Below are 12,578 nucleotides of genomic sequence, written 5' to 3'. Positions count from 1 at the left end.
ACTCAGCCCGACACAGCCAGCAGGCCGCGCGCCCTCGCCAGCCGCTGCTCACGCAGCCGACTGAGCGCTGGTCCGATGACGTCGGTGAAACAGCTGTCGCAGCCAATGCAGAGGTTGGCGTAATCGCCACCATCCGGCTTCGTGGTGTGCGAAGCATCGAAGAAGCGCTCTACGGGCCAGCCTTCGTTGACTGCCATGCGCTCCGGTTTGCCGGCATTGATGGCTTCCATCGCCGGATGCCCGACGAGACTTTCAAGTACATCGATGAGCTTCTCCTCAACCAGGTTTCCCAGAGGATGTGCCGTCTTGATACAGCAGGGATAGAAGTCACCTGATGGGTCGATCGAGACTTCGGAGCCAGAGCGACCGTGCTCCAGGAAATTGAGCCCACCAGACCAGGCATTGCAGAAGTTGTCTGTCATTGTCGCTGTCGAAAGACTGTTCTGCCACGCCCGGCCACGCGGCCAAAGCTTGCCGATCCAGGCATCCTCCGTAGCCCCGAAGGCGCTGTAGACGGGCCCCTCTTCGTCCATCCAGAGACGCTCGGTGGATCGCAGACCGGAGCGATGCATGCCAGCAGCTTCGAAATCCCGTCTGAGCGCATTCTCCAGCTCGGTCTTGCCCTCCCCTTTCATACCGACGTGATAATCGTCCAGACCGGCAATGGAAATCATCCAGACACCGATTGAGAGCAACTCATCGATGATCTTTGGCGTGACCAGATCGCCAGTGGTCTGAACTACGATATTCACGCCGCCGCTGTTCTCGTACTTTTTTCTCAGCGCCTCGATGGTCGGATACAGGACCCGCTCACGCACGGGCTCGGTCAGCACATCGCCACCCGACAGGATGATCCGTCCCCTGCGTCTGACGGGACGGCCATCGGCTGCCGGATTGCGCCAGTCTTCATACATCATGGTCTCCGGGAGGTTGGCAACGATCGCTGGTGCGTTGCGCTCGGCCTCACTGACCACCGCCTCAAGTTCTTCGCGAACATAGGGATGAAACCTGGATTCATAGCAGTGCTTACAGCGACGATGACAGTGCCAGCACAGCACGTAGTATATTGATTCCATGGTAGGTCCCTGCAGGCTAAAAGTAGATACTGGACAAATAATACATGCTCAGCAGGCTGCCGATAAGCACCACGAGGCCTCGTAGCCAGGCAGCGGGTAGCCAGCGTGCAATCCGTCCACCGGCCAGCCCACCGACCACGGCGCCCGCGAAGGCGATCGCGGTGTAGTGCCAGTCAATGAGACCGGACAATGCAAAAATCAACACCGCCATACTGGTGATGAGCGCCCCCAGCAGATTCTTGAGGGCATTGTTCTGCTGAACATCATGCACACCGAGCATGTGCAGACCCGCCATGAGCATGATGCCCATCCCTGCACCGAAAAAGCCGCCGTATATAGCAATCAGAAACTCAGCGAGACGAGTACCGGCAGAGGCGTGTTCGTCACCATAGCCTCTTCCCGCTGAGCTCAAGGCCTGGCTGAGACGAGGCCCCAGGGCGAACAGGACCGTCGCAAACAGGATCAGAAAGGGCACCAGGCGGAGAAACATTGTATTCGGAATGAAAATGAGCAAAGCCGCACCGCAACTGCCGCCAATCAGAGCGATCCAGAGGGTGACTCGAATCGAGCCTGAAAAAGCGCGGAGCTCCCGCCGATAGCCTATGGCTGCGAATGCATGGCCTGGCCAGACCGCCACGGCATTGGAGGCATTCGCCACCACCGGTGGCATGCCCGCAGCGAGAAATACCGGAAAGGTAAAAAAGGTTCCGCCGCCTGCGACAGCGTTACAGATGCCAGCCAGGATACCAGCGCCAAATAGCACAAATGATAGCGTTTCGATAGCGGAGTCTGCCCAGAGTGAAAATAGACTTGCCAGAACCGAAATGGGTGCGCAGGCTTGTCGGGTACAGTAGTGAAACTACACCAGGGAGGCTGGTATGACCAGACCAACAGTGTTTACCAGGTATCCGAAGATTGCAGTCAATCTCTCCATGCTGTTTACGGAGTTTCCCTTTCTCGAGCGTTTCGGACAGGCAGCTGATGCGGGCTTCAAGGGCGTCGAATGTCAGTTTCCTTATGAGTGGGATCCCCATGCCATCCGTGATGAACTGAATGCCCGTGGTCTGGAGATGGTGATGTTCAACCTGCCGGCAGGCAACTGGGCCGCAGGGGAGCGCGGTATTGCCTGTCACCCCGACCGGCAGCAGGAGTTCCGTGAGGGTGTCGATCACGCCATCGCCTACGCCAGGGTACTCGGAAACCGGATGATCAACTGCCTCGCGGGAGTCATGCCCGCCGATGTGAGTGCTGTGCTCGCTCATGACACTTTCATCGAAAATCTTGCCTACGCAGCAGCCGCCCTCGAACAGGTAGACATTCGCCTGCTCATCGAGGCCATCAACACCAGGGATGTACCGGGCTTTTTCCTTCACGGTAGCGATCAGGCACTCGTGATACGTGAAATGGTAGGGTCCGATAATCTGTTTTTACAATACGACGCTTATCATATGCAGGTGATGGAAGGTGATCTGGCGCTGACGATCGAGCGCAATCTGTCGCATATCGCCCACATTCAGATTGCTGATAATCCAGGGCGACATGAGCCTGGCACCGGCGAGATCAACTATGGCTTTCTGTTGAGCCAGATCGCAGCCATTGGCTACCAGGGATGGATCAGCCTGGAATACCTGCCAAATTCGTCCACCGAAGCAGGGCTCAAGGGACTCAAGGACTGGCTACTCGACTAAAGCCTTCCCACCCGCATGGAGGGGTGCCAGCCAGGTCAGCAATTTTTCAGTGACTTCGGGGTGATACAGCAGCTGCATATGGTGGCAGCCATAACAGATGAACTGCTTATCCGGTTCGAATTCCAGGTGACGATCGCCTTCCTCATGCTGCCCCAGCGCGCTGGCCACAGGGACAAGGCCATCGCCGACTATCCTGTCACTGATGGCACGAGGCCGTGGCGCCGTCGAAGCAGCAATGGTGTAACAGGTAATGCCTGCGGGGAGCGGCATGGCGGTGCGGGTATCACCGCTGCGTTCGAAGCGGTCCCTGTCCTGCCAGTCTTCATCGCGAATATTGCCGAAGCGCAAATCAGTGATGCCGGCGCTGCGCAGTTGCCCGAGTTTGGCAAAAGGGGCGGTATGTCGCGTGCTGCCGAGAATGACGTCCACCCAGTTGCCTGCCCGTTCCAGTGGCGAGCCATGATGAGGCGTGCCGAGACTCACAAAGGCTTTACATTGTGACGGCCAGGACAACCCGGCCTCAGCGGCATAGTGGAAGGCACTACGCGCAAGCAGCCCGCCCATGCTGTGACCGATGATGCTGAGACTCCTGACTGGCACAGGCCACTCGTCGACAAGCGACTGAAGCAAGGTAGCAAGCAGACGCCCGTTCTGGGAGATGTGCCGGCCTGAATTGTAGCGGATATGAACCGGAGTGCAGTCATCTGCGGCGCCCAGGCGGTCAGCATGGCTCTGCGAAGACTTGCTGCTACGCCACTGCAGATCGTTCATGCACAGGCCATGTAGCATGAGCACGAGGTGACCACTGACACCGGTCATGGCACCAAGTTCGTCCTCCACGATGGCCTGCCCTTGCGCGTCACCCGTCATCACTATTTGCCCGTCCACGCGAAGCGTCATAGGCAACTGCAGGGCATTGCCGCTGGCCTCCAGGTGATCACCCAGCACGCCATTCAGGGCCGCGATCATGGCGGCGCGCTGCGGTGATTCCGGTCCCGCCTCGTCGATCGCCTTCAACAGGGGTTGCAAGGTGCTCTCAAAGCCACTGATCGCCTTGTCTATCCCCCACCCGACTGCACCAGTGATATCAAGCACGCTGCGATAGACGAGACCGGTTATACCGCGCGTTTTTCCGGGCTGATCGCCTTCAGGCATGCCGAGCGTGGACCAGACCGACTGATGAACGCCTTCGGCAATGCGGGTCACGTTCTGGGTCGCCTCCGTGGCTAACCTGGCCAGGCCACGGAGATCCGCAGCCGATGGGGGTTTCTTCATATTTGCCTCTACCCTGTCGTGTACCTTCAACTGGTAGGCAGAAGCATCGCATGAGCGGCTGTGCGCTACCAGAGTCTTCTACGACCAATGTCTAATGTCATTCACTCTCAGGTATGCTTAGCTGACGATCTGACAGTCCCGTCACAAAAAATTCATAAGGGTCTGTTAGTGTCTGCAACCTCACAAGCAAGGCGGGACTACTCCATGATCAGGCCACTGAAAACGCTACTCAACTCCTCTACTCCGCTCGTCCTCTCAGCAGGTCTGGTACTGTCTGCAAGCCCCATTCATGCTGAAACGCTCCGACTCCTGACCTGGGGCGGTTATGCGCCAGACAGTGTCGTCGAAGAGTTTGAAAAGGAAACTGGAATAGACGTCGAAGTCACCACGTCCAACAATGAAGACATGATCTCCAAGCTCCGCGCGACCGGCGGCGCTGGCTTCGACCTGGCTCAGCCCAGTCAGGATCGCATCAGCAGTGCGCAGGCTGACTTCGATATCTACAAGCCTATCGATCTCAGCAAGATCAAGACCGAGCAGATGACGACATCGATGCTCGAGGCAACGAAAAAGAACACGTCCTTTCAGGGGCAGGTGTATGGGGTGCCTCACATCTGGGGCACCAGCGGTCTCATCGTCAATAAGAAAGACGCCGCCAGCGTCAAGGATTACACTGATCTCTGTAACGACGACCTGAGCGGCCCAGTCTCCTATCGGCTCAAACGCCCAACACTTATCGGTTTCGCCTTCGCCATGGGGGAAGACCCCTTCGCTGCCTACGAAAACCCGGAAAGATATCAGCAGATCCTGAAGAAAGTCGAAGACAAGCTCGTCAGTTGCAAGCCCCAGGTAAAAGCCTACTGGGATGGTAATGACGAACTCCTGAACCTTATCCGCTCGGGCGAAGTCGTTGCGGCGATGGGCTGGGATGCGGGTGGCTGGAAGCTTAACAGCGATAATAAGGACGTCAGTTTCATAGCGCCTAAGTCAGGTGCGCTTGGCTGGATCGACACCTTCGCCCTGCCAAGGAAAACCAAGGCTGAAGATGCCGCCTATAAATGGATCAATTTCGTAATGCAGCCAAAGATCGCGGCACAGATCACCGAAGCGGCTGGCAACTTTACTGCTTCGGAAGGTGCTGACGAGTTTGTGAACGAGACGCTTAAGCAGCAGTATCAGGACAGCTTTTCGAAAGATGATGTGGATAACATCAAGTGGTACCCACCGGTCCCAGCCGGTCTCGAGGAAATGGAAGGCAAGGTGCTCGATCGCGTCAAGGCAGCTGGTTGAGTACCAGCCACACCGGGCCGCGCTTCGATCTGGAATGCGTCGGCCTGAGCAAGGCTTTCGGCGACTTCAGGGCTGTTGATGAGGTGTCCTTCAGCATCCCACACGGCTCGTTCTTTTCCATTCTTGGACCTTCGGGCTGTGGCAAGACGACCCTGCTGCGCATGCTGGCCGGTTTTCAGAGGCCTGACGCCGGCGACATTCTGATTCAGCAAACATCAGTCCTGGCCACGCCGCCCAACAAGCGTCCGGTGAACATGGTCTTCCAGCACCTGGCGCTATTTCCGACCATGACCGTGGCTGGCAATATCGCTTATGGTCTGAAGCGCAGAGGCGTCTCGAAGGCCGAGCGTGACCAACGCATCGATCAGGTACTGGCGCGAATCGGTTTACCTGACTCAGGCGAAAAGCGAATCGACCAGCTGTCGGGCGGCCAGAAGCAGCGTATCGCGATTGCCCGTTGCCTCGTCCTCGAACCGGCTGTATTGCTACTCGACGAACCACTCGGCGCGCTGGATCTCAAGCTGCGTGAGCAGATGAAAGTCGAGCTCAAACAGCTGCAGCATGCTTTCAATACGACCTTCGTGTACATCACGCACGATCAGTCTGAAGCGCTCGCGATGTCAGACCAGGTCGCGGTCATGAACCACGGGCGCTTTGAACAGGTGGGAACGCCACAGGCACTGTACTATGAACCAGCGACGGCCTTCGTCGCCGGTTTCGTGGGTGAGAGCAACCGCTGGGTCGGCAGGATCACAGACATCAATGGAGACGCTGTTGAACTGGAGACGGCGCAGGGTCTTCGATTACGGGCCACGGCACCGAAGTCGTCCTCGGCCTCACTGTCGGTAGGTCAGGCCGCCGCGGTGTATATTCGGCCCGAAGCCATCAGCATTGGCTCCGCACTCGAGCGCGGAGAGGGTGTCAACACGGTGCAGGGGCGCGTCGACACTATTCTGTTCGATGGCGCTCGCAGCCATTTCACTGTCGACATCGAGGCAGCCCCTGGTCTGCAGGTGCAGCTCCCTCAAAGTGGGCGATATGCGCAGTTGGCCCGAGGCGACGCCATCACCCTGCACTGGGAAAAGGCTCAAGCCCTATGCTTCCCGGCCCAGTGACCGCCGCGAAGGGCTCAGCCGCCGGCAAACTCAGCCTCTGGCTGCTGCTGGCGCCCATACTGCTCTGGCTCCTGCTGCTGATTATCCTGCCTCACCTCGACCTGCTCGCCATCTCTCTGCGCGAGCGGGTCGCTGCCCGCGAATATGCCTTCAGCCTGGACAACTACACCGCGTTTTTCACCGAACCACTGTACTGGAACACCTTTTTACGTACGGCAATCATGTCGGTGCTGGCAACGCTGCTGACCCTGCTCATCGGTTTTCCTATCGCCTACTACATCGCCAAGATGCTCAAGGGCCGTCCGCGTTCTCTCCTGTTCATTCTCTGCCTGATTCCCTTCTGGGTCAGCGAGTTGGTCCGGACTTACGGCTGGATGATTCTGCTGAGGGAATCAGGCCTTATCAGTGGGCTGCTGCAATGGCTGGGACTGGCTGACCAGCCAGTGGAAATGCTCTACAACGATGTCGCCATCATGATCGGCCTCGTCTATACCTCGATGCTGTTCATGGTGGTGCCACTGGTGAGTACCCTGGATAGCCTGGACGACAGCCTGATCGAGGCCGCTTACGATCTGGGCGGCAACAGCTGGAATGTGCTGCGCTCGGTGATCATCCCGCATGCTGCGCCAGGTATCGTCAGCGGCTGCATCATTGTCTTCATGCTCACGCTGGGCAACTACCTCACGCCGACTCTGCTCGGTGGTAAGAGCAGCCTCTGGTTCACAGAGCAGATTTATACCCAGTTCATTACCCGCTTCAACTGGGAACAGGGCTCGGCCTTCGGCATCCTCCTCCTGTTGCTGTCTTCACTGATCGTCTGGTCCGGCCTGAAAATCACACGACAGTCGTTCACGAGGGTCATGTCGTGATTGCCTCCATTCCCAGCAGTCGATATTTTCGCTTCACCTACGGGTCATACGTGGGGCTGTTTTTCATGTTTCTCATCGCCCCACTGCTTGTGGTGGCCGTGTTCTCTTTCAATGATTCCAGCTTCCCGGCCCTGCCCTGGAACGGCTTCACGCTCGACTGGTATCTGGGGGATGGTACGGCCAATGATCAGGGGATTTCGAGAAAAGGTATCTTCAACGATGAAGCGTTGCTCGGTAGCATCTGGACCAGCATTATCGTCGCAGTGGCCACCACCGTACTCAGCATCGCTGTCGCCATATGCAATGCATTCCTGTTCGAGCGCAGGCAGTTTCCTGGAAAGAACCTGCTGTATATTCTGATGCTGACACCGCTCGTCGTACCGGGCGTGATCCTCGGCGTATCCATTCTGGTATTCAGCAGTAACGTCGCCAACTGGGTCGATGAGACTTTCAACTACGAAGTTGAGCTGTTGCGTCCAGGTCTTGCGCTGGTGGTGGTGGGACAGTTTGCCTTCATCAGCACCATGGCCACACTGGTCATATCCGCGCGCCTGCGCAAGTTCGATATAACGCTTGAAGATGCGGCAATGAATCTTGGTGCGTCGCGTCTGGTCGCAGTGTTTACCGTCACCCTTCCCTGGCTCATGCCCGCGATCATTGGTTCAGCCATAGTCAGTTTCCTGATGTCGTTTGAAAACTTCAATACCACGCTCATGCTGGTCGGCTCAGATTCGCCCTTGACCATCGCCATGTTCGACCGGCTGAAAAGCGGTTCGACGCCGGTATTGAATGCGGTATCCGTTTTATTGATGATAGGGTCGGCCATTCTGGCGTTGATCTCGGTATTCGTGCAGAGAGACAGGACGAGCCGGAATGGGTAGTCAGGGCCATCACTAGCGACGTATTATCCGGCAAGGAAAACCACTGTATGCGTCGCAAAGGATGACATCGATGTCTTTTACCGAAACTACCGCTAATACCTCCCCGCACTGGGGCTTTGAACTCAGGCAAGCCACTTATGACGAGGCCTGTCGTGTACTGGAAAATATTCGCAAGGCGGGGAAGAATGAACCGGTCGATCAACTTGCCAAAGAAGCCGGCCAGGCGGTAACCCTTCTGACCGAGGCCGGATTTCAGGGCTATTACCACAAACCTACCGAAATCGTTCCACTCCCGGCGATGGCGAAGAAAACGGCTGATACCGGCATCCGGGGTATTGAAAAAGCCATCAGCTTCGTGATTGCCCAGTTCTTCAAGAAGCGCACAGCCAGTGAACTCGCTCAACTCGCTGATTATCTGGAGACGATGCTCCACCACAATTATGAGGCGAAGTCACACCATCTCGTATTTCCAATCAGTGACGATCTGCACAAACGCGCCGTTGTGCTTATTCACAAGGTACAGAACGATTCCCACCCGCGAGCAAGTCTGGACGTGATCGTCGAGACCCTGAGTGAGCTCGTCACGGAAAGCATCGATGCCTATTATCTGCAACCAACGGCGATGGTGAGCATCGGTTCGCTCACGCGAAAGACGGCTGATATGAGCGTCAAAGGCGTCGGCTCCGGCGTGCGATCCCTTATCGATAAACTGATCAGGCAGCTGACAGATGAACAGCTGACAGCGCTATCCTACTATCTCGAGAGCATGATTCACGACCGCGCGGCCTAGCGCCCTCCCTACGCAAAAGCGGAAAACATCTCACACTGGAGGAATCTGAGCGTGAACCTGAGCATCATTGCCGGACGTCGTGCGCTGGACCATATACGTGACCATGGCCTGAAGCAGGCTGACTTCAGAGCGGTGGTCGCCGCTTCCGGCGGCCCGAAGTGGTTCGTGCTCAAGGGCCTCGATCAATATCTGTTCGGCGAATTTTTCAGCGAGCGGCAGACGCCACTGCATACGCTGGGATCCTCAGCGGGCGCATGGCAAATGGCCTGCTTCGCACAGGACGACCCCGCCGCTGCGGTCGAACGCCTGGCCGATCTGTACTCGCGAGAGACCTACTCAGCCAAGCCGAGCCCACAGGAAATCAGTGGTAAGGCCCGCATTCTGGTCAAGCATTTTCTTGGCCCTGATGGCGCGAGACAGATTGTCGATAACCAGCGCATACAGACCCACATCATCACCAATCGCTGCAAGGGTCCAGCGGCCAGCGAAACGCGCTGGATGCAGCTGGGTGGTCTGATTACCGCGGGTGCAGCGAACGCACTGTCCCGGCGAAATCTCCGCCACTTCGTAGACCGCGTGATCTTTCACAGTGGCCAGCACAGCTTCTTTGAATTTGATGACTTTGCGACGTTCAATGTGCCGCTGACGCCTGGCAATGTCGAAGACGCACTGATGGCCAGCGGATCTATCCCGCTCATTCTGGAAGGCGTGAAGAACATTGAAGGTGCTCCGCCTGGTATCTACCGCGATGGCGGCATACTGGATTACCACTTTGATCTGGCATTTCTGCCAGCGCATGACAGCGGCCTGGTGCTATACCCCCACTTCAGCCAGATGATCACGCCAGGCTGGTTCGACAAGTCCCTGCGCTATCGCCGCGCCGCCATGCACAACTATGACAATGTGGTACTGCTGGCACCCTCGCAGGCCTTCGTAGACAGACTCCCCCATGGCAAGATTCCCGACAGAAACGATTTCATCGACATGGAACCGGACGCACGACTGCGCTACTGGCAGACAGTCATCAGTGAAAGTGAGCGCCTCGGAGAAGAGCTGGCTGAATTGGTCGACGGTGGTCGTGGTCTCGAGCAGGTCCAGGCTTTTTCCAACAGCAGAATCTGAACCCTGACAGAAAGTTCATGATACTGGTTGCGATTTCAACAGACGCAGAACTATAATGCGAATCGTTCGCGTTTGCGTTTGTTTTATCACCAGCAGCACAGGGACCTGTCTTGAACCAGCTCATTACTTCCTTTGTCGAAGGCGGACCGGTCGTCTGGACGCTATTTGCCTTTTCCGTTTTCGCCGCCACGATCGCAGTAGCCAAATTCTGGCAGTTCGCTGTCGAACTCCGTCTCTCAGACGCTGCGCCAGCCAAAGCACTTGATCTTCTGGATGCCGGAGATCGCTCCGCAGCACTGCAGCTCGTCAACAATCGCCAATCCCTGCGCGCCCGCATCATTCGCCAGGTTCTTCACGTTTTCGAGCAGCCTGGCCTGGCACCCGAGGAAGCTCGGGAAGAAGCCATGCGTCAGGCCCGCCTCAATGCGGCTGACCTGACCAGCTATCTGCGTGTGCTGGAGGTCATTGCTACCCTCGCACCGCTACTGGGTCTGCTCGGCACGGTCATGGGCATGATAGAAGCGTTCAAGGCCATGGAGATCGCAGGCGCGAATGTCGACCCTGCGGTTTTATCCGGCGGGATCTGGCAGGCCCTGCTCACTACAGCCATAGGTCTGGCAGTGGCCATCCCGGTGTCTTTATTGCATAGCTGGTTCGAGCGCCGAAGTGAGCTGGAGGCTGCCGCCATCGAAAACCAGCTGCAGCGAATGTTCACCGCCGAAGCCCGCCTTCGTGGCCACAAGCAGCCATCAATGGCACGCGCAGCAGCGTGAACAGCAGCATTCTGCCGCTAAGAGCTCGCAAGCGAATCAGTCTGACGGCATTGATCGATGTCGTATTCATACTGCTGATGTTCTTCATGCTCACCAGCACATTTACCAAATGGTCGGCGGTACCCTTGAAGGCGGCCACGACTGGTGGCGAATCGGTGTCGGCCGTCGAGCCGCAGATGCTGATCATGCATGACCCGGATAGTTTTAGTATTCGAGGGACAGATTCCCAGGCTCGATTAGCGCTCAGCGAATTGCTCCCCCGGTTGGACGCTACACAGTCACTGATACTCGTTCCGGTCAGCGAAATTGAGGTCAATGCGCTCGTCCGCGCGCTGGAGCTGCTGAAGGAAGCCGGTCATGAATCCGTTCAACTGGGGCAACTGGCGAAATGAAGAAAACATCCCTTCAGCTGCTCACCCGCAGAAGCAAGCCAACTGAAGACAACATGATTCCATTGATCAACATCGTTTTCCTGTTGCTGATCTTTTTCATGATCGCGGGCACGATTGCCCGGGCGCCCGATGCAGACATCGATTTGCCGGTGACCAGCCTATCGCAGCAGCAGTCGGAGTCCGATACCTTTCATCTTTCGCTGACAGCTGACGAGCGCTTCTATCGCGACGGTACCGAGATCAGCTTTGACGACCTGTCCAAGCAGGTTAAGCAGCTGGACAAACAGGGCACTTCGCTCGTGTCGATCAGTGCTGACAAAGGGCTTCAGGTGCCGAAACTGTACGCTGTGCTCAGCCTGTTCAACGATGTCGAAGGCGTTTCAGTGAGCCTGCGTACACTGAGTGAACCAGAGCCAGTTTCTCCAGTGGCAAGCAAGCTGTGAAGACGCGTCTGTTTGTAGCTTCCGGTGTGGTTGCATTGCTACTTCATGCTGCTGCCGCTATCGCTTATCTCAGAAGCAATGAGCAGAGTCCAGCAGATACCGGCGCTTTTGCTGACGGCGAGCATGGGCTGGAGATTGGCCTTGGCATGGTGGGGACTTATGTGGATCTGTCGCCAGCCCCCGCTGAGCCAGAGCCAGAGCCAGAGCCAGAGCCAGAACCGGAACAAAAGCCCGAGCCAAAGCCAATCCCAGAGCCAGAGCCCAAACCAGAGCCCAAACCAGAGCCCAAACCAGAGCCAGTAGTCGAACCTGCTGCCCAACTTGAGCCAGTGCTAGACCTGGACACCGCTGTTGCGCCCGCGCTCGTTGCGCCGCCGGAGCCGGCACCTGAGCCAGAACCGCAAGCGCAAACTGTCGAAGCAGAGCCTGTCGACGAGCCGAGTGAGGACGCCTCCGAAGCAGAGACGAACTCCGCGCCCACCACAGCGGCAAGACGAGCTACAGGTCGCAGTGACTCTCGAAGCACCGGCGGCAAGGCGGCGGCCAACAAGGATTATTTCAGTGAACTGTTTGCCTGGCTGAACCGGCACAAGCAGTACCCACGAGCGGCCAAGCGCGAGAAGCAGCAAGGCACTGTGACCATAAAATTCAGCATGCGTCGCGATGGCACAGTTCTGCACCCGAGCATCAGTGACAGTTCCGGTTTTCCGCTGCTCGATGCCGCGGCGCTGGACATGTTGCGACAGGCCGAACCACTGCCACCGCTGCCTGACAGTATCGATAAAGAAGAAATTTCGCTCGTCATCCCGATCGAATACTCGCTCATCACCAACACCCTCTTCGGGGATTAATCCAGGAACTACT

14 protein-coding genes are annotated in these 12,578 nt (G+C 57.1%); 11 read left to right on the top strand and 3 right to left on the bottom strand.

Translation table 11 applies throughout. The features are described from left to right. Positions 1-2 precede the first annotated feature (2 nt). Together ABD735_RS03590 and ABD735_RS03585 are read right to left on the bottom strand one after the other, a co-directional pair. Entirely contained in the window at positions 3-1,076 is a 1,074-nt protein-coding gene (locus ABD735_RS03590) for a radical SAM/SPASM domain-containing protein (RefSeq protein WP_344803352.1), read from the bottom strand. A 16-nt stretch (positions 1,077-1,092) separates the two neighbouring features. Further along, entirely contained in the window at positions 1,093-1,839 is a 747-nt protein-coding gene (locus ABD735_RS03585) for a sulfite exporter TauE/SafE family protein (RefSeq protein WP_344803351.1), read from the bottom strand. A gap of 115 nt (positions 1,840-1,954) precedes the next feature. On the opposite strand from ABD735_RS03585, the gene hyi reads away from it, so the two are divergent. Next, complete coding sequence (hyi, locus tag ABD735_RS03580) at positions 1,955-2,764, top strand: hydroxypyruvate isomerase (RefSeq protein ID WP_344803349.1); 810 nt, start codon at positions 1,955-1,957, stop codon at positions 2,762-2,764. Here hyi and ABD735_RS03575 read toward each other — a convergent pair. Next, complete coding sequence (locus ABD735_RS03575) at positions 2,753-4,039, bottom strand: esterase/lipase family protein (RefSeq protein ID WP_344803347.1); 1,287 nt, start codon at positions 4,037-4,039, stop codon at positions 2,753-2,755. The two genes, hyi and ABD735_RS03575, sit on opposite strands and share 12 nt — an antisense overlap. Before the next feature lie 204 nt (positions 4,040-4,243). Here ABD735_RS03575 and ABD735_RS03570 point away from each other — a divergent pair, with 204 nt between their 5' ends. The 10 genes from ABD735_RS03570 (at position 4,244) to ABD735_RS03525 (ending at position 12,565) form a co-directional block, all read left to right on the top strand. After that, positions 4,244-5,329 carry an extracellular solute-binding protein gene (locus ABD735_RS03570; RefSeq protein ID WP_344803345.1) on the top strand — a complete coding sequence of 362 codons (1,086 nt, stop codon included), beginning with the start codon at positions 4,244-4,246 and terminating at the stop codon, positions 5,327-5,329. Further along, the gene (locus ABD735_RS03565; protein ID WP_344803343.1) at positions 5,326-6,444 is read left to right on the top strand and encodes an ABC transporter ATP-binding protein; all 1,119 of its coding nucleotides are present in this window, start codon (positions 5,326-5,328) and stop codon (positions 6,442-6,444) included. Before ABD735_RS03570 ends, ABD735_RS03565 begins: the two co-directional genes overlap by 4 nt. Next, a complete protein-coding gene (locus tag ABD735_RS03560) occupies positions 6,426-7,313 on the top strand; it encodes an ABC transporter permease (RefSeq protein ID WP_344803341.1) in 888 nt (295 codons plus the stop codon). The genes ABD735_RS03565 and ABD735_RS03560 overlap by 19 nt, the downstream gene beginning before the upstream one ends. A 65-nt stretch (positions 7,314-7,378) precedes the next feature. Then, positions 7,379-8,194: an ABC transporter permease gene (locus tag ABD735_RS03555; RefSeq protein ID WP_344803339.1), complete on the top strand. Its 816-nt coding sequence runs from the start codon at positions 7,379-7,381 to the stop codon at positions 8,192-8,194. Between the two features lie 70 nt (positions 8,195-8,264). Then, on the top strand, positions 8,265-8,984 hold the full coding sequence (locus ABD735_RS03550; RefSeq protein WP_344803337.1) for a hypothetical protein: 720 nt from the start codon (positions 8,265-8,267) through the stop codon (positions 8,982-8,984). A 51-nt stretch (positions 8,985-9,035) separates the two neighbouring features. Next, on the top strand, positions 9,036-10,106 hold the full coding sequence (locus ABD735_RS03545; RefSeq protein ID WP_344803335.1) for a patatin-like phospholipase family protein: 1,071 nt from the start codon (positions 9,036-9,038) through the stop codon (positions 10,104-10,106). A 110-nt stretch (positions 10,107-10,216) separates the two neighbouring features. After that, complete coding sequence (locus tag ABD735_RS03540; RefSeq protein ID WP_344803333.1) at positions 10,217-10,879, top strand: MotA/TolQ/ExbB proton channel family protein; 663 nt, start codon at positions 10,217-10,219, stop codon at positions 10,877-10,879. Beyond that, positions 10,876-11,271, top strand: coding sequence for an ExbD/TolR family protein (locus ABD735_RS03535; protein ID WP_344803331.1), 396 nt, complete (start codon positions 10,876-10,878; stop codon positions 11,269-11,271). The genes ABD735_RS03540 and ABD735_RS03535 overlap by 4 nt, the downstream gene beginning before the upstream one ends. Then, entirely contained in the window at positions 11,268-11,714 is a 447-nt protein-coding gene (locus tag ABD735_RS03530) for an ExbD/TolR family protein (RefSeq protein ID WP_344803329.1), read from the top strand. The genes ABD735_RS03535 and ABD735_RS03530 overlap by 4 nt, the downstream gene beginning before the upstream one ends. Then, the gene (locus ABD735_RS03525; protein ID WP_344803327.1) at positions 11,711-12,565 is read left to right on the top strand and encodes an energy transducer TonB; all 855 of its coding nucleotides are present in this window, start codon (positions 11,711-11,713) and stop codon (positions 12,563-12,565) included. Before ABD735_RS03530 ends, ABD735_RS03525 begins: the two co-directional genes overlap by 4 nt. Positions 12,566-12,578: the final 13 nt, after the last annotated feature.

Source organism: Allohahella marinimesophila, from assembly GCF_039538005.1.
Classification (GTDB): domain Bacteria; phylum Pseudomonadota; class Gammaproteobacteria; order Pseudomonadales; family Oleiphilaceae; genus Allohahella; species Allohahella marinimesophila.
Note: the sequence above shows the minus strand (reverse complement) of the source record. Positions and strands in the feature narration are given on the sequence as shown.